The 18,622-nt window shown below is 46.0% G+C and carries 14 protein-coding genes; 1 reads left to right on the top strand and 13 read right to left on the bottom strand.

From position 1 onward, the window contains the following. Window positions 1-61: 61 nt before the first annotated feature. The 9 genes from ACXHJ1_RS13395 to ACXHJ1_RS13355 form a co-directional block, all read right to left on the bottom strand. A complete protein-coding gene (locus ACXHJ1_RS13395) occupies window positions 62-1,360 on the bottom strand; it encodes an NCS2 family permease (protein WP_016819122.1) in 1,299 nt (432 codons plus the stop codon). Window positions 1,361-1,532: 172 nt separating this feature from the next. Next, entirely contained in the window at window positions 1,533-2,282 is a 750-nt protein-coding gene (locus ACXHJ1_RS13390; RefSeq protein ID WP_016819123.1) for a tRNA threonylcarbamoyladenosine dehydratase, read from the bottom strand. A 158-nt stretch (window positions 2,283-2,440) separates the two neighbouring features. Then, a complete protein-coding gene (gene aspS, locus ACXHJ1_RS13385; RefSeq protein ID WP_019688323.1) occupies window positions 2,441-4,219 on the bottom strand; it encodes an aspartate--tRNA ligase in 1,779 nt (592 codons plus the stop codon). A gap of 85 nt (window positions 4,220-4,304) precedes the next feature. Further along, the gene (gene hisS, locus ACXHJ1_RS13380; RefSeq protein WP_013372628.1) at window positions 4,305-5,549 is read right to left on the bottom strand and encodes a histidine--tRNA ligase; all 1,245 of its coding nucleotides are present in this window, start codon (window positions 5,547-5,549) and stop codon (window positions 4,305-4,307) included. Between the two features lie 658 nt (window positions 5,550-6,207). Next, window positions 6,208-6,678: a hypothetical protein gene (locus ACXHJ1_RS13375; protein ID WP_017427782.1), complete on the bottom strand. Its 471-nt coding sequence runs from the start codon at window positions 6,676-6,678 to the stop codon at window positions 6,208-6,210. A 61-nt stretch (window positions 6,679-6,739) separates the two neighbouring features. Beyond that, window positions 6,740-7,246: a type 1 glutamine amidotransferase domain-containing protein gene (locus tag ACXHJ1_RS13370; protein ID WP_019688324.1), complete on the bottom strand. Its 507-nt coding sequence runs from the start codon at window positions 7,244-7,246 to the stop codon at window positions 6,740-6,742. Between the two features lie 229 nt (window positions 7,247-7,475). Continuing rightward, window positions 7,476-7,700: a hypothetical protein gene (locus ACXHJ1_RS13365; protein WP_123797531.1), complete on the bottom strand. Its 225-nt coding sequence runs from the start codon at window positions 7,698-7,700 to the stop codon at window positions 7,476-7,478. Window positions 7,701-7,769: 69 nt separating this feature from the next. Further along, complete coding sequence (dtd, locus tag ACXHJ1_RS13360) at window positions 7,770-8,216, bottom strand: D-aminoacyl-tRNA deacylase (RefSeq protein ID WP_013372633.1); 447 nt, start codon at window positions 8,214-8,216, stop codon at window positions 7,770-7,772. Between the two features lie 137 nt (window positions 8,217-8,353). Next, window positions 8,354-10,531, bottom strand: coding sequence for a RelA/SpoT family protein (locus tag ACXHJ1_RS13355; protein WP_016819128.1), 2,178 nt, complete (start codon window positions 10,529-10,531; stop codon window positions 8,354-8,356). A 269-nt stretch (window positions 10,532-10,800) separates the two neighbouring features. On the opposite strand from ACXHJ1_RS13355, the gene uraA reads away from it, so the two are divergent. After that, window positions 10,801-12,111 (top strand): uracil permease, encoded by a 1,311-nt coding sequence (gene uraA, locus ACXHJ1_RS13350; protein WP_017427785.1) that lies wholly within the window; start codon window positions 10,801-10,803, stop codon window positions 12,109-12,111. 146 nt (window positions 12,112-12,257) lie between these two features. Here the strand turns inward: uraA and ACXHJ1_RS13345 are convergent, their stop codons facing one another. The 4 genes from ACXHJ1_RS13345 to ACXHJ1_RS13330 form a co-directional block, all read right to left on the bottom strand. Beyond that, window positions 12,258-14,306, bottom strand: a complete 2,049-nt coding sequence (locus ACXHJ1_RS13345; protein ID WP_457904749.1) for a methyl-accepting chemotaxis protein — start codon at window positions 14,304-14,306, stop codon at window positions 12,258-12,260. A 235-nt stretch (window positions 14,307-14,541) separates the two neighbouring features. Continuing rightward, window positions 14,542-15,054 (bottom strand): adenine phosphoribosyltransferase, encoded by a 513-nt coding sequence (locus ACXHJ1_RS13340; RefSeq protein WP_013372637.1) that lies wholly within the window; start codon window positions 15,052-15,054, stop codon window positions 14,542-14,544. Window positions 15,055-15,119: 65 nt separating this feature from the next. Continuing rightward, a complete protein-coding gene (gene recJ, locus ACXHJ1_RS13335; protein ID WP_457904748.1) occupies window positions 15,120-17,516 on the bottom strand; it encodes a single-stranded-DNA-specific exonuclease RecJ in 2,397 nt (798 codons plus the stop codon). Between the two features lie 33 nt (window positions 17,517-17,549). Next, the gene (locus ACXHJ1_RS13330) at window positions 17,550-18,506 is read right to left on the bottom strand and encodes a cation diffusion facilitator family transporter (protein ID WP_457904747.1); all 957 of its coding nucleotides are present in this window, start codon (window positions 18,504-18,506) and stop codon (window positions 17,550-17,552) included. Between the last annotated feature and the right edge of the window lie 116 nt (window positions 18,507-18,622).

Genomic DNA, 18,622 nt, shown 5'->3' with positions numbered 1-18,622 from the left:
TTCAAACAACAACACCCGCGCTCTGCGCGGGTATGAACAGTACAACCTATCTTCGAGTTTACTACACCAGAGAATGAAGCACAAAGTTAGCCACAAACAGTACAGAAATGATATATAATGCGACAGGCACTTCCTTGCCCCGTCCTGCTGCCAGCTTGGCTACGGGATATGCAATAAAACCAAATGCCATCCCGTCTACAATACTGTAAGTAAAGGGCATCATCACCATGATCAGAAATGCAGGAAAGGATTCAGTAAAATCACTGAAATCCATCTCTCGCACATTTTGTACCATTAGGCCTCCGATAATGATTAATACAGGCGCAATGGCACTGTCAGGAATATAAGCCAATAGTGGAATAAAGAAAAATGTCGCTCCGAATAAAATTGCAGTTACCAGCGGGGTCATTCCTGAACGTCCGCCTGCCGCAATACCAGCCGTCGACTCCGCAGCGGCTACCGCGGGACTGCTGCCCAGAATACCAGCAAAAATATTGGTCACAGCCAATACACGCAAGCTATTCTTAAAAGAATCCGGTCTTCCAATCATGTTGGTCTGTGCAGTAATCATTCCAACATTCTCAAACAACACAATCAGTAACAGCAAAAAAACAGCGATCCAGAAGGCTACCGAAGCGATACCTGAAAAGGAAAGCTCCCCAAACAATTGCCCATACTGTCGCACCGTTTCAGAGGTTTTTACCGTGCTTGTTGGTTCTACAGCTCCCAGTACGTATGCAAGCCCAGTTCCTGCCAAAATGCTGATAAGCAAACCGCCCTGAACGTTACGCACAAATAATACAATCGCGAGTAGCAACGTTACACAGGCCGTAATCACCTTGGGATCATTGAAATGACCAATAGCCACAAAAGTCGTTTGATGTGCAATTACGATCCCACTTTTTTGCAGACCGATAAAGGTCAAAAATAGACCAATACCTACCGTAATTCCATGCTGCAAATTATGGGGAATCGCCTGACTGATCAGCTTGTACAATGATGTAAACGCCACAACGGCAAATATCACTCCTGTGACGGCAACCACCATCAACGCTTCCTGCCAGCTCAGCTTCATGGAATGTACGAGTGTGTAAGTGAAAAAGGCATTAATCCCCATCCCTGGTACAACGACCATGGGAGACTTTCCGCCAAAAGCCATCAGCAGACAGCCGATCATCGAGGTCAGCAGCGTCCCGAGCATTGCCCCTTGAAGAGGGATCCCGGCATCTGCCAAAATGGTTGCATTAACCATAATAATATATACAACGGAAAAATAAGAAATGGCACCCGCGGCTAATTCCTTTTTCCAATGATGCTCGGGCTTGAAACCGAGACTTCTGGACCATAGCCCATCCTTCATACCAAAACCCTCCAGCAAGTTGTTCAATCTGTTTGCAGTAAGCTGCTTTTTTCAAAACAAAAAGAGCTGTAGCCTACTGTGACACCAAGAAGTGATGCACAGAACTACAGGTCTTAGGTTGAAACATACTACTGTAAATCTAACGAATGTACTGTCATGCTACATTTCAAGCTTATACACCAGCGTGCTCTAACAGATCCTTGACAGCTACACTGACCATAATCAATCCTGCTACCGGAGGTACAAAAGCATTGCTTGCAGGTGGTTGCTTCGCTTTCCGGATTTCAGGTGCGTTGGCAGGTACAATTTTTTTGGTAATTTCTTCACGCGGCTTCATTGGCTCCTCATCAGAGAATACAACCTTGACGCCTTTGGTAATACCTTCTTTGCGCAGCTTGGTGCGGATGACACGGGCAATCGGGTCCATTCTTGTCTTGGAAATATCGGCAACTTGAAAACGGCTTGGATCCATTTTATTCGCAGCACCCATACTGGAGATCATCGGAATTCCCCGTTTCAAGCATTCTTTAATCAAATGAACTTTGTAAATAATCGTATCCGAAGCATCCAGCACATAATCCAGATCATACTTGAATAGCTCCTCATATGTTTCTTCCGTATAAAACATGTTCAGTGCAATTGCTTCACATTCAGGATTAATCAGCTTCACACGCTCTACCATCAGATCAGCCTTTTTTTGACCTACTGTTGTCGTCAGCGCATGAATTTGGCGATTAATATTGGTAATATCTACGACATCCTTATCAATCAAAATAATGCGTCCAACACCCGTCCGCGCCAGCGCTTCCACTGCAATCGAACCGACACCGCCGATACCCAATACAGCTACCGTGCTATTTTTCATAACCTCCAGACCTTCCGTCCCGATGGCCAGTTCCGTGCGTGAAAATTGATGTAGCATATGGTAATCCTCCCTCACTGGTCTAAACTCTATGCTTGAACTCCAGCATACAAACCACGAACCCATTATCCATAAAAGGGTAACGGGTTCAAGGCATTTTATAATCTATTTACATGCCAACAGATGGCAACTTGCACTTGCAAAATCCAACGCTTGTTTTAAGCTTTAGGTGCAACAGGCTTCGGAGCAAGACGAATATGAAGCTGATCCAATTGAGCTTGATCCACTTCGGCTGGTGCATCCATAAGCAGGTCTGTCGCGCTGGCCGTTTTCGGGAATGCAATGGTTTCACGCAGATTTGTACGACCTGCAAGCAACATAACAAGACGGTCAAAACCGAAGGCAATACCACCATGGGGAGGCGTACCGTATTCAAATGCATCCAGCAGGTAACCGAATTTATCCTTCACTTCTTCAGGCGGCAGATTGAGCGCTTTGAACATTTTCTCCTGAACTTCACGTTTGAAAATACGCATCGAGCCGCCACCCACTTCGTAGCCATTCAGCACGATGTCGTAGGCCTGAGCACGAACTTGACCTGGATCTGTGTCCAAGAGGGCCAGATCTTCTTCCTTCGGACGAGTGAACGGATGGTGCTCCGCTACATAACGTTTTTGTTCTTCGTCATAGCCCAGAAGCGGGAAGTCTACGACCCAGGCAAATTTGAATTTGTTATCGTCGATAAGCCCCAAATGACGGCCAATTTTCAGACGAAGCGCGCCCAAAACATCAGCAACTACTTTTTTATTATCCGCAGAGAACAGCAACAGGTCGCCTTCTTCGGCTCCCGTACGCTCTTTCAAGGCTTCGATTTCTTCCGGTGTGAAGAATTTAACGATAGGCCCCTTGAATTCGCCTTCTTTCACTTGAATCCAAGCCAAGCCCTTTGCTCCATAACGTGCTGCAAAAGGACCCAGGTCATCAATATCCTTACGGCTCCACGTGCCACATCCTTTGGCATTAAGGACTTTAACTTCGCCACCCTTTTCAATTACGGAAGCAAATACTTTTACACCACTGGTTGCCACGATATCATTGACATTTATCAACTCAAGACCAAAACGCAGGTCAGGCTTGTCAGAGCCATACTTGTCCATTGCCTCTGCATGTGTAATCCGTTGGAACGGGGTTTCCAGTTCTACCCCAACTGTTTCTTTGAACAATTTCACCATAAGACGCTCCATCATAGGCAGCAAGTCATCCTGTTGCATGAAGGAAGTCTCAATGTCGATCTGCGTAAATTCAGGCTGGCGGTCAGCACGCAAATCTTCATCACGGAAACAACGTGCCACTTGGTAGTAGCGCTCCAGGCCGCCTACCATCAGCAATTGCTTGTACAATTGTGGCGATTGCGGCAAGGCAAAAAATTCGCCTTCATGCACTCGGCTAGGCACCAGATAGTCACGTGCACCCTCTGGGGAGCTTTTCGTTAAAATCGGTGTTTCTACCTCAATGAAATCTTCACCGTCCAGGAAGTCGCGGAATACTTTTGCTGCTTTGGAACGCAGTTTCAACGTCTGATGCATTTCCGGACGACGCAGGTCCAGATAACGGTATTTCAAACGCAGCGACTCGTCTACTTCTACGCCGTCTTCAATGAAGAACGGAGGTGTTTTGGATGCATTCAATACTTCGATTTCAGTGACACGCACTTCAATTTCACCTGTAGGCAGGTTCGTATTGATCGTTTCTGCATCACGTTTGACAACAGTACCAGTAACCTCAAGCACATATTCACTGCGAACACGATCCGCAATTTGCAGTGCTTCACCGGAATAGGCCGGATTAAACACGATTTGTACAATTCCGCTACGGTCACGCAAATCTATAAAAAGTACGCCCCCTAAGTCACGACGGGTCTGTACCCAACCGTTCAATGTAACTGTTTCTCCGATATGCGCATGAGTCAATGCGCCGCATTGATGACTCCTTTTCATAATACACACTCCTGTTAGGTTTAGTAGTTAATGCTATATGACAGCCAGAGGGAAGCTCCCCCTGACTGATGTTACATCATGTTGTTTAGCCTAATTCTTCCACCAGCTGATCCAGCTTAACGGTACGTTGCTCACCGGTTTCCATGTTTTTCAGTGCAATTTCACCTTTAACCAGCTCATCATCACCCAGAATCGCCGTATATCTTGCTTTAAAGCGATCTGCCGATTTCATCTGAGCCTTCATTTTACGCCCCAGATAATCTCGCTCTGCGGAAAATCCAGCTTGACGCAGCTTGAACAATTGTTTGGTCACTTCCGTTTCTGCCGCCTCACCCAAAGCCACCATATAGATATCCAGCGGCTTGGCTTCGTTCAATTTGACACCCTGATGCTCCAAGATCAGCTGAATTCGCTCAAGCCCAATACCAAAACCAATCCCTGGCTGATCCGGTCCGCCCAGATCTCCAACCAATCCGTTGTAGCGACCGCCTCCACCAATCGTATCAATTGCACCAATGCCTTCGGCTTTGAATTCGAATGCTGTCAGCGTATAATAATCCAGCCCCCGTACCAGGCGCGGGTTCACTGTATATTCCACACCCATCGCATCCAAATTTTGCTTCACTTTCTCAAAGTGCGTGCTGGATTCCTCGTCCAAACTATCCAAAATCGAAGGTGCTCCGCCAAATTTGTCCTGATCATCTTTGCTATCCAGCACACGCAGCGGATTACGCTCGATGCGCGCTTGGCTCTCCTTGGTCAACGTATCCTTAATGGGCATCAGGAAGTCCACCAAATGCTGCCGATAAGCAGCACGACTGGCAGCATTACCAACAGAGTTGATTTCTACCTGTACCCCTTTCAGGCCCAGCTCACGACAGAACTGATACCCGAAAGCAATAACTTCTGCATCCAGCGCCGGGTCCATCGCCCCGAATGCTTCAATGCCAAATTGGTGAAACTGGCGCTGACGCCCAGCTTGTGGACGCTCATACCGGAACATTGGGCCGATATAGTACAGCTTAGTTACATCCGGTTCACCATACAGTTTGTTCTCCACATAAGAGCGGACAACCCCTGCCGTTCCTTCCGGACGCAGCGTCATGCTCCGTTTGCCTTTATCCTCAAAAGTGTACATTTCCTTTTCCACCACATCGGTCGTTTCACCCACACCCCGAACGAACAAATTCGTTTGTTCGAACATTGGTGTACGAATCTCTCGGTAATTAAAGCGGCGGCTAATCTCACGAGCTTTTTCCTCGACCACTTGCCATTTTTCTACACTGCCTGGCAGCAAGTCCTGTGTTCCCGTCGGTTTTTGAAAGGCCATTTACGTATCCCCCCGTCATTGTATTTCTTATAAAAACAAAAAATCCCTCGCCCTGTTATCATTAACAGGGACGAGGGATTGTCGTTTACAAATCACCCGTGGTACCACCCACATTCCGGAGTTTACCCAGACCACTAGCATATAAATGACTCAGTGTCCGTCAGCATTACACTGACTCCGCTCATACGTATAACGCCCGTAACGCGCAGTACGGCTATTATGCAGGATGGTCTGCTGTTTGGCATATGCCATGCATGACTCAGCAGAGATTCCTCATTGTTCGCCGCCTGTTCTCGAGGAGGTCATTCGTCCGCTCATCAAGGGAATTTTTACAGCCTGGAAATTCCTCTCTGCGCTTGTGGGTTCGGAGTACTTGGTCCCGTCATCAAATCATTTTTCATTATTTTATGATTTTAATGAACTGCTTCGACAAAGTCAAGACATTCCCCCTAGAATCAGACAAATAAGTCTTATAAAAAGAAAATAACCTGCGGAAACGGTCCGCAGGTTTAAAAAGATATATCAAAAGGGGGTCATGCTGTTATTATAAACAACGAATATTAAGGAATGATGTTTCGAATATTACAATTGTATTACAGCCACTCTAGTGTGACTAATTTCCTCGTATATCGACATTTTTGTGACATTCGCTCCCTTTTTAATCCAGCTGCGCCACATATGCACGATTGGAACGAAGCTTATAAATGATCTCATCATAATCGGCATCATTCACCTTGGCGGACAATACATACCGTAATTCATCATGATCACCGTTAATATACACATCTGTCGCACGGAGCAAACCTCCGTCATGATTCGTTGTTCCGCTCCGATCCTCATTCAGATCCCTTTGAGCTGCACCAGAGTTAACCTCGTCATTCTTTGCATCGGGTAGAATATTCTCGCCATAAGCCCCTGCGGCTGGAATCGCCGCACCCGCAGAACCTCCTGTGCTCACAGAGCCAGTATTGTTATAAGGGACCAACGGAATTAAAACCCTCGTCTCCCGACCGAGCGTCTCATCCAGAGCACCTACTTCCAAATGTTCAGTTCTATAAGCCTGAAGCGAAGCTCTGGCGCCCTCAGCTTCATCTTCTGTGCGAAAATAAGCCTGAATCTGTTTAGCCATATCAAATCCTCCTCGTTTGGGAATTGTACTGGCATAAATCTAGGAAGCATTCACGGTTAAATTACAATGCCTTTAACAACTCACGCACAAAAGCGGGCTCATCCTTAGGAGTCCGAGACGTAATAAAGTTACCGTCCACCACCACCTCTTGATCCTCAAAATGAGCACCCGCATTAATCAAGTCATCTTTCAATGGAGGGTAAGCTGTAATCGTCCGGCCTTGTAACAAATCGGCACTCGCCAAAATTTGCGGCCCGTGACAGATAGCTCCGATCGTTTTTTTGGACTCATTTATTTCAGTTACAAACTTCAGAACATTGGCATCCAAACGCAGATTTTCCGGTGATGATCCACCAGGAATAACCACTGCATCATAGTCACTTGATTTCACATCTGCAATGGCTTTTTCAATAGTGTAGCTTGCTTTGCCTTGCTTACCGTTCACTTTTTCACCTTGTTTTAATCCAATAATATCTGCCTCATGTCCAGCCTTTTTCAGTTCATCATAAGGGACCTTCATTTCGGAATCCTCAAATTGGTCAGCCAACAAAAATGCAATTTTACTCATTATCGTTCAGATCTCCTTTCCGGTTATCCTTAAAGCGAGCTTAAAGTTAGGTTTGTTTGTTTACCACGCTTTGTTATTACCCGCTTGATCTGTGTTTATAACAATTCCAAGCAGTGAAAAAGAAAAAGGAGCCCGTTGGCTCCTCCCTGATGTACTGCTACATAATTATTTTCGATCTCTTTATAACCGCTTGAGACAATACGTCGTTAATGCTGCATTTACAAATGACTTACCTACGCGGTAGGGCACCGCGTCCTGGCTTGTCCACAGCTGTAGCAACATGCTGTAATAACGCATCAGCATTACGAGTAAGGTTGATTGCCTCCCGCATACTACCAGGATAAAGTAGCACCGCGCTTTGATATCCGTCCATTTTTGGGGTCTGACGCATAGCTTCGTCTCTCCTGTCACCCTTAAGGCTTTCCAGATGGCTGCTTACCAACCGGGATGACATTATGGTTCCTCTAAACGGCTATTTTATTCTCTTCTACTCATGTTCTCAGATCATACCAAGAATGGATACCTACGAACGTTCGCTATCCAAAATCAACGTCACTGGACCCCAGTTGGTCAAAGAAACATCCATCATAGCTCCAAAAATCCCCGTCTCGACCTCCAGGCCCTTGGCTCGAAGCTGACTGTTAAAGAAATCATACAGCTTCTCCGCTTCCTCAGGTTTGGCCGCTCCCATAAAGTTGGGCCTTCTTCCTTTACGGCAGTCACCATACAACGTAAATTGCGAGACAGACAAAATGGCCCCCCCGACATCCAGAACACTGTCGTTCATTTTGCCTTCAGCATCTTCAAATATACGCAATCCCGCTGTTTTATCCGCCAAATAAACGGCATCGGCTGCCGTATCTCCCTGACCAATACCAACCAGCAGCATTAATCCAGTTCCGATTTTACCGACCACCTTTTGATTCACTGTTACCTGAGCGTCTTTACAGCGCTGAATAATGATCTTCATTGCCTATCCGCTGCTCCTTTACTCTTCCCCTTACAAGGTGTTCACAGTCGTACCATGGCTCTTTCAGCCACCTATGAGTCTTTGTACCCAAGATGTATTACAAAGGCTATATAAACCTGCGTGTATGCTTCACAAGTTTATTGCATAATCCGATGCACGGTGTATACATCCTTCACCCGTTTGATCCGTTCGACAACAGAATGCAAATGATCCGTGTTACGAATAAGAATTGTAATGTGAATCATTGCCATTTTATTTTTATCTGTACGTCCTGTCACGGCCGAGAAGCTAGTTTTATTCTCAGAAATGGCCTGAAGCACCTCGTTCAATAAACCATTGCGGTCATGCCCTGTAATCTCAATATCGACACTATAATTGACCTCGGCTGCTTCTTCCCACTCCACTTCAATCACACGCGCCTGATCTTCGCCCACCCCCGAAGGAATATTCGGGCAATCGGTACGGTGAACAGATACGCCGCGCCCGCGTGTTACGTAGCCGATGATGTCATCACCCGGTACGGGATTACAACATCGTGCAAAGCGAACGAGCAAATTGTCGACGCCTCTGACGCTGACACCGTTGGTCGGTGTTTTTTTTCGATCACCCTGCGGTTTGTACTCCTTAACCTCGGTCGTCAGCTCAATTAGACGTGCCTCTTCTTGTTCCTTGCGCAGCTTCTCTGTCAAACGTGTACAAACCTGCGCTGCGGTTATACCGCCAAAGCCAATCGCAGACAGCATATCTTCAGAATCATTAAAAGAGAACTTTTGTGCCACATCCTGAAGTTTGTCCTCGCTCATCCACACGGATGGCTCAATATCACGCTTCCTTAGCTCACGTTCCAGACTTTCGCGGCCTTTTTCTACATTTTCCTCACGCTTTTCTTTCTTGAACCATTGCTTGATTTTACTGCGCGCGTGAGAGGACTGAGCAATTTTAAGCCAGTCCTGACTAGGTCCATAGGAGTGCTTGGACGTCATAATTTCCACGATATCGCCAGTTTTCAGACGATAATCCAAAGGAACAATTCTTCCATTTACCTTAGAGCCAATCGTTCGATTGCCAACTTCGGTATGGATACGGAAAGCAAAGTCCAGCGGAACCGATCCAGCCGGTAACTCAATGACTTCTCCCTTAGGAGTAAAGACAAACACAAGGTCTGAGAAAAAGTCCATTTTGAGTGATTCCACAAATTCCGAAGCATCCTTCGCCTCGTTTTGCAGCTCCAGAATTTCTCGGAAAAAGGTGATTTTGTCCTCAAAGTTTGTGTTATTTGCCCCGTTGTTTTCTTTATAGGCCCAATGGGCGGCAATCCCGAATTCAGCGGTGCGATGCATATCCACTGTGCGAATTTGTACTTCTGTAGGCTCTCCGTTGGGACCTACTACGGTCGTATGGAGGGACTGATACATATTAGCCTTAGGCATGGCAATATAATCCTTAAACCGCCCCGGCATCGGTTTCCACAACGTATGAATAATCCCCAATGTGGCATAACAGTCTTTAATGTTATCCACAATAATTCGAATCGCAAGCAAATCGTATATTTCATTGAATTGCTTGTTTTTTGTCGTCATCTTTTTAAACACACTGTAAATATGTTTAGGGCGTCCAGACAAATCAGCCTGAATCCCCATCTCTTCCAGCTTCTCTCTGATACGCTGTATGACATTATCAATAAATTGCTCGCGCTCTGCCCGCTTCTTATGCATCAAATTAGCGATGCGGTAATACTGCTGAGGATTCAGATAGCGCAAAGCAATGTCTTCCATTTCCCATTTAATCGCTGAAATACCCAATCGGTTTGCAACCGGACAGAAAATTTCCAACGTTTCATAAGCGATTCGACGCTGGCTTTCTTCCGATTGATATTTCAGGGTACGCATGTTGTGCAGACGATCTGCCAACTTAATGACGATGACACGAATGTCCTGCGCCATGGCAATAAACATTTTTCGATAATTTTCGTTCTGCTGTTCTTCCTTGGATCGGAACTGGATACGCTCCAGCTTCGTCAAACCATCGACAAGCATCGCACATGTATCGCCAAAATGCTCGCGAATCTGCGCCAAAGACACCGTCGTATCCTCCACAACGTCATGTAAAAGAGCGGCGATAATGGAGATGGTATCCATCTGCATATTAACGACGATATCAGCAACCGCAAGCGGATGCAGAATATAAGGTTCACCGGACTTACGAGTCTGGCCGGAATGGGCCTGCTCGGCAAAATCATAGGCGTCCCTGATGCGGATAAGATCTGCTTCTCTGGTATAGGCCCCGGCCTTTTTAAGTAATTGCTCTATCCCCATTCTGCTCTATTCCGTGTCCTTTCTATGCAAAATGGAACCCGCCGATCAATGTCGCGCAAAGGTTCCCTTTTAAAAGTGATTTCCTACAATTATGACGCTTAGCACGCCACACGTCAACTATTACAGGTTTGGCACTGTCGCATTATTTTGTCACACATGGTTAAGTAAAATCAGGATTGTTGACGAAATGAAACGAATTATATTGAAAAAATTACGAAAAGTAATTAATGTATATAAGAATAATTGAAAGAACTAAGGAGTGAACTGCGTTGCAACGCGAAATTCAAGTTAATGAAAAGCTTCCAGCAGGACCTGGGATCCTGCTCAGCGTACAGCATTTGTTTGCCATGTTTGGCAGCACCGTGCTGGTGCCCAATATTTTTGGCGTCGATCCCGGCATGATTTTGCTCATGAACGGTATCGGAACATTGTTGTACATATGGATCTGCCGTGGCAAAATCCCTGCCTATCTCGGCTCCAGCTTCGCTTTTATCGCTCCTGTCAGTCTTGTGCTTAAAAGTAACCCTGGCAGCAATGGCTATGCAATGGCCCTGGGTGCTTTCATCGTTACAGGTATTATTTTCTGTCTCGTCGCACTGGTAATTAAATACGCCGGGACACGTTGGCTAGACATCGTTTTTCCACCAGCTGTCATGGGATCAATCGTAGCCTTGATTGGTCTGGAACTGGTTCCGGTTGCTGCAGGCATGGCAGGCATTATTAATGCCGATCCTACTAAAGCCTGGACGCCAGATCCCAAAACGATCACCCTTTCCCTCGTTACGCTCGGTGTTACTGTTCTGGGTGCGGTGTTGTTTCGCGGATTTGCCAAAATCATTCATATTCTAATCGGTATCGTGGTGGGCTATGTGCTTGCTTATTTCATGGGTATGGTCAATACGCAGGCTATTGCGGACGCTCCTTTGTTCGCTCATCCCGCAATTACCACTCCAACCTTTAATGCCTCGGCTATGCTGACGATTCTTCCGGTTGCTCTGGTCGTCATCGTAGAGCATATTGGTCACTTGCTAGTGACGAGCAACATCGTCGGACGTGAGTTGTCCAAAGATCCTGGTCTCCACCGCTCTTTGCTGGGTAACGGGATTTCTACCATCATTTCCGGTTTTGTTGGTTCTACACCTAATACGACTTATGGTGAAAATATCGGTGTTATGGCATTAACTAAAGTGTACTCTGTATGGGTTATTGGCGGAGCGGCTATTATTGCCATTCTGTTGTCCTTCTCGGGTACGTTCTCAGCGATTGTTTCTAATATTCCGTCTCCAGTTATGGGTGGCGTATCCTTGCTATTATTCGGTGTGATCGCTGCCTCTGGTCTTAGAATCTTCGTCGAGCAAAAAGTTGATTTCGCCAAGCCAACTAACATGCTGCTCGCCACCATCGTGCTTGTGGTCGGAATCAGCGGTACTACGCTCACTTGGGGTGCGGTCACCTTGAAAGGTATGGCCCTGGCGACAATCATCGGTATTATTCTGAGTTTGTTCTTCAAGCTGGTTGATGTGCTCGGCTGGTCGAATGATAAAACGCAGGAACCTTTAACTGAAAAAACACCAGATTAATATCTATTTTTCAATTTTAGAACGCCGCTCCATGTTAGTTATGGATGAACACGCTCAGGCTGTATAGACAAGCGTGTAAGTATCCTTCTTACATGGAACGGCGTCTTTTTATGCACGGCTTTTTTATTTATTTTTAAAATAAGATATCACACACGAAAACGGGATACGACCTGATTAAGCGTATCGGAAACACCTGTAAGCGACTTGGCAGAGCTATCCAGACCTTTCAGGTCCTTTAGCTGCCGTTCGGATCGTTCCGAGACTTGGCCTGTACGTTCAGCTGAAGCTTTCGCAATGTCTGCAAGATAACCAATGGAGGCTGCAACTTCCTCTGAGCCTGCCGACATTTCTTCAGAGGCAGATGAGACCTCCTGCACTTCTATCGCCACCTGCTGAATATCTTGATTCATCGCAATAAAACGTTCTTCCACCTCACGTAAAATAGATACGCCTTCATCCATCTCCAGAGCCCCCTGCTGCATTCCTTCCAAAGCGAATTTGGTTTCTTCCTGCATGGATCGGATTCGACTTGTAATTTGCTCCGCAGACTCGCTTACGTTTACGGCCAGCTTTCCGATTTCTGAAGCCACTACAGCGAACCCTCGGCCATGCTCCCCAGCACGAGCGGCTTCAATGGAAGCATTCAGCGACAGTAACTTGGTCTGCCCACTAATATCCTGAATCATTCCAATAATGCTGCCAATTTGAGCGGACCGCTCATTTAACGAGCTTACTACCCTGCCTGCCTCATCCATAGACATTTTTGCTTTATGCATTCCTTGGCTGACCACGTTCAACCGTTCATTTCCTTGTTGTGCTTTAAGTTCAATCTCAGTGGTAGCCTCGGATACATGCTGTATAGATTCAGCAATACGCTGTATGCCAACAGCCATTTCTTCCATCGCAGTCGCACTTTCTGCTGCTGCGGCCAACTGAAGCTCTGCCCCTTCCTTTACCTGCGCCAGTTCTCCTGCATTATGGTACGCATCTTTAGTCGCTCCGGAAATCTCCTGAGATATTTTTAAAGATACACCTGAGATCACACCTGACTCTTCGCTCAAGCGTGACGCCATTCCTCTGGTTGCAACAATCACCTTATTGATCCCATCAGCCATTTGGCCAAACTCATCTTTACGATGATGTGGTAATTCAACGGTATAATCACCAAGTGCCATTCGATTGGTCATCTGCCTAATTTTTTTAATTTCTTTGATCATGCCTGAATTGTTAATCAATACCGCTCCCATAATTAGTAAAATACCTATAACACTAACAATCAGCAGAAGTTTAAGCATTTCATTCGCAGAGCGATTCAAATCCGATTCTGGCAGTAATACACCAATTTTCCATCCGGTTTGTGGGAGTGTTTCGTACATTATCCGGTAGTCCTCATTATCAATGTGTATGGATAGTTGTCCAGACATACCACTTTGAATAGATTGTGCTGCTTCCGCATTCATCGTGTTTTTTAACGGCTCGCCTGCTTTTAAGGACTGAAGACCGGATGACAGAATGGCTCCATTCTTATCCACTAAGATCGCACTACCTTGAGTACCAAACTTCATTTTTTCAATATACGTCTGGATACTCGTCATGTTTAGGTCGCCTGTAATGACACCTAATAGTTTCCCCTCCCTGTCGTAAAATGCTTTCCCTGCCGTAATCATATTGATGTTCAGCTTGCTATCGTAAAAAGGCTCTGTGAAATTTATATCTTTACCACGTTCCACGGCTTCTGTATACCAAGGCTGCGTTAAATAGTCATATTGCGGATCGTCATATTCAGTCGATTGCTTGACTAGCTCGCCGTCTCTATGCACATATATTGAACGGTAAGTCACTCCCGGATCATACGCACCTTTAGCAAAATAAATGCCCAACCCGTATGACATATCATTTAATGCCAGCTCTTGCTCAAAAAAACGTCCATAACTTTCAATACTCATCCCTGCTCCCAGTTGTTCCGCACTCTTAGTCAGCATCGAAACAAGCAAAGCATGACGATCTACGTTAGCTGCAATATCTGCTTGAGCCCTCGACAAGGAATGAGCAGCATTTTGGCTTATTTCCGTATCCAGCTTCTGTTTGGCAAAAAAATAAGACAAAAAGTTGATTAAAATCAGCGTTATAAGTACTAACGGAACCAAGGTAGAAAGTGTCCGTGCTTGTAAACTCTTAAATTGAAATATACCCAATGTATATCCCCCTCTGTTTCTTTTTACACTTTTATCGACATTTATTTTATTTTTTTATAACTATTTTCCAATAAAAACCGTGGTAATTTGTTACAATAAAATAATCCAATTTAATTACAATCAAAAAATAGTCCGATGGAGCAACTCTTTAGATAAAGAGATGTTCCATCGGACTATTTAGGCAATCCATGTATAAATATTTCCCGGGAAACCCCGGTTTCTAAACACTTAATACTTAATACTTAATTAGGGTGAATACATCTACATCAGGCAGCTTTGCCCGTCCGTTGAGGTCAGACAGCTCGATAAGAAAGGCAGCCCCTGCCACATTGCCACCAAGTTGGCGTACCAAGTTAACGGACGTAGCGATGGTTCCACCTGTAGCAAGCAGATCATCAGCAATCAGAACATTTTGCCCCGGCTCAATCGCATCCTTATGCATAGCCAGAGTATCCTTACCATATTCCAAACCGTATGCTTCCTCAATGGTTTCTCCAGGCAGCTTGCCACTCTTACGGATGGGAATAAAACCAACACCAAGCGCATAAGCCAGAGGTGCACCGACAACAAATCCACGTGCTTCCGGACCTGCAATCAAATCAATTTTTAAATCAGATACCAGTTCCTTCATATCGTTGATCGCCTTGCGATACAGTTCACCATTTTTCATTAGGGTCGTAATGTCCTTAAAACTAATCCCTGGTTGTGGAAAATCGGAAATTACCCGAATATATTCTTTGTAGTCCAACTTAGTTCCTCCTACTGTAAACTTCTAATTAGTATATACATTTTACAAAACTACAAGGTAATATCTCAAGACGCACCTTTCATAAGCGACATGATCCAGCTCGTCATCTGGGTGGTGTCCGCATCCAGTAAATACCGCTCCATCTCAGCCATATTGTACAATTCCTGATAGCGCGGAGAAGCAGTTAAATCCCGCTTGGGCGGATTGGATACAAAACAAAATTGACCATCTGTACGAGTCAAAAATTCAAGATCCTCGAAGATGTCCAATACCTTGGATAACATGCGCACTGAACACGAGCACTGCCTGCTAAGAGCAGGTAGCATTGCTTTTTCATCAATTAGCTGTGTTCCCATTCGAGAAAGCACAATGTAAATACGCTTAAACAGCTCCCTATCGGGGCTCACGAGCCGGCCGCCACGCTCACTGATCGAATGAAGAAGAAACACGTTCTCTACATTCTCAAAGGTAGACCATAATGCATGAAACTGCTCGGGTGTATCTGGCGGCTCCAGTACGAACAGCGACTTCACAGAGTGCTGTGTATCTTTTCGACCATCACTAGGAGTAACGCTGCCATCTTTATCGTATAACCATAAGTATTCAGCGCCCACGGAGCTCGATGTCCGAAGCCGGGATGACGGATGGATCAACACCGCAACATCATTCTTTCGTTCCTCTAAGCTTGGATGGAAGATCCTCAGCCCTCGCTCCAGTTCGGCAAGTGGGTCCGATACTCCACGATAATCAAAAATTTGCGGAGCCTGCACACGAATATCCTGCATCATCAGCTGAAGTGAACGTTTACCGTTCCACTCGTTAATTGATAACTCGCCCAACAGATCTATGTCCGTTTGCTGCTGTAAAAAATCAGCCAAATCGCCACGTCGGAAGGCAATCGCATCCAACGATAAACCATTCTGCTCCAATAGTAGCTTCACATGGTTTTTCTCACGTCCCATTTTACGAGCCTCGCGCAATTGAAGCCCCTGTAATATGAATCGTGGAGAAGGATTTCCCATCCCAAAAGGCTGAAGTAATTCCAGTTCTTCAACCACTTGTAAAGACACCTCATCCAGACGACAGACCATATCAGCCTCAGCTATAGGGATAAAATCCTCCGGTGTCAAAATGGAACCTGCATAGCGGTTAAGCCGTTCTTCGAATAATTCCAGATTGTCACGGGACAGCGTCATCCCCGCTGCCGAAGGATGTCCACCAAAATGCTCCATGAGCTCATGGCATTCTGTAAGAGCACTGTAAATATCCAATGCAGGAATAGAACGAGCAGAGCCTTTGCACATGCCTGTCTCCGCATCTATGCCTAGAATAATGGTCGGACGATAATACCGATCCAATAGCTTGGATGCCACAATTCCGACGACACCAACATTCCAGCCCTCACCAGCCAAAACAATCACAGATGGAAGCTTGCCTTCATTTAGTTTGGATGCTAATTGCTGCTCGGCTTGCTCCACAATGTGTTCGACCACTTGTTGACGCTCACGATTGAGCAGATCCAGCGCATGCGCAAGCTGGTCTGCTTCCTCCTCTTTTTCTGTCGTCAGCAGGGAAACTGCTCGTCCCGCATGATCCAGACGCCCGCTCGCATTAATCCGCGGTGCCAATGCAAATGCGATGTTGACCGAAGTCACTGTGGATATCTCCACACCCGCTACATGAAGCAACGCCCGAATCCCTGGGAATGCAGTGTTTCTCATCGATTGAATCCCTCTACGTACTATCGTCCTATTCTCACCATGTAGTGGCATCAAATCAGCTACCGTACCAATAGCGGCGATTTCAAACCATTCCTCGGGTACTTCACTCAACAGCGCCTGAGCCAGCTTCAGGGCAACACCAACGCCTGCAAGGCCTTTAAACGGGTAGGGACAATCCGGTAGCTTCGGATTGATCAAAGTATAAGCCTCGGGAAGCACAGCAGGCGGCTCATGATGGTCAGTCACAATCACATCGATTCCTAAGGAAGTTGCATAAGCAATTTGCTCTACTGCACTAATTCCCGTATCCACTGTAATGACCAGCGTCACTCCCTGCTGATGTGCCCAATCCAGAGCATGGTTATGCAGACCATATCCCTCATTAGAACGATGGGGAATGTAAATATCATAAGAAGCCTTCAGAAAACGCATAAGCTGAATCATCAATGATGTACTAGATACACCGTCCGCATCATAATCGCCATAGATTAATATATGCTCGCCGCGCTCCAGAGCCTGGCGAATTCTCGGCACGGCCTCTTTCATGCCAAGAAGCAGAAATGGGTCGTGTACATCGTCCACACTTCCGTACAAAAAGCGGTTTGCTTCCCCGGCCGTAGTGACGCCCCGGTTCACTAAAAGCCGGGACAACAATGGTGAAATCCCCAGTTCTTCTGTTAACGGTTGAGCCGCTTCCAGGTTAACCTCCGGGGTCTTCCATCTGTACTGCGAATGAAGCAATCCTATTCACCTTTCTTTCATAGTCGGCCTGCCTTATTGAAGCAAGGACGACGCATCATTATCTGGCAGTTCATAGTTGGATTTATAAGGATACCCGGCTTGGTAAGAAATGAACTGCATTTGTACATGAGATACCTGTGGAAAACGGGCTAACAGTAAATTTTTGGCTCGATCAGCAATTTCCTGCGCCTCCTGCACCGTAATCCGCGGATTAACACTTATCGTTACATCCACTGTTATGAAATGACCCGTTTCCTGAGCATGTAAATGTTCAACCGTTACAATACCATATACCCGTTGAATCGTCTCCATAAAGCGCTGGGAGTCTTCCTCCTGCAAGGACTGTGCAGGCACCTGGTAAGCGGTATTCATTACCATGAGATATCCTTTACGCAGCACCAGACAGGCTACCAGCAAAGCTGCAGTTGGATCAAGATATAATAATGCAGGCCATTCCATTGCCTCGCCAGTCATTGCACCGATCATGCCGATCAATGCAATCAGCGATGCATATAGCGAGTACCGTTCATGGTTAGCGTACCGATCCGCTTCCGCTTTATGGCCGTGTTTAATCGAGTAGCGATATTGAAACTGAAACAACGCTTCTCTCAACACCAAAGCAATAAACACGGTAATTAATGCGTACAAACCGGGAGCTTGCGGTTCAAAACTGCTTAATGAACGAATAGCAGAAATAGCTAGTTGAAGTCCGCTCATCAGCACTAAAATAGCCAGCACCACAGATATAACCGTCCGAACTTTTTCACCGTTCCGCAACCGCGCCAGCATTCCGTGATCTGCACCACCCTTGGAAAACAGCATCTCCTGCAAACGGGAAGCACTATCCGCAGCCGTGTGCAGTGCATCCCCCATCAACGCCTTGCTGTTTGCTGCATAACCGACGGTTCCCTTTAGAACAGCCAGCGCGAGATTACCTACAATTCCGCTCAACGCCGCAGTTTCTAATGATCGGCTGCGTTCGCTATTCACAACGTTTCCCCCTCAATCCTGAACTAACCATTTCCCGATAAAGCTCCAATCCAATATAACCGAATTCTTAAAACCTTAGAAAACCGCGCCCAAGCAGACGCGGCTTTCTCTTTAAT

Source organism: Paenibacillus sp. ALE2, assembly GCF_054113385.1.
Note: the sequence above shows the minus strand (reverse complement) of the source record. Positions and strands in the feature narration are given on the sequence as shown.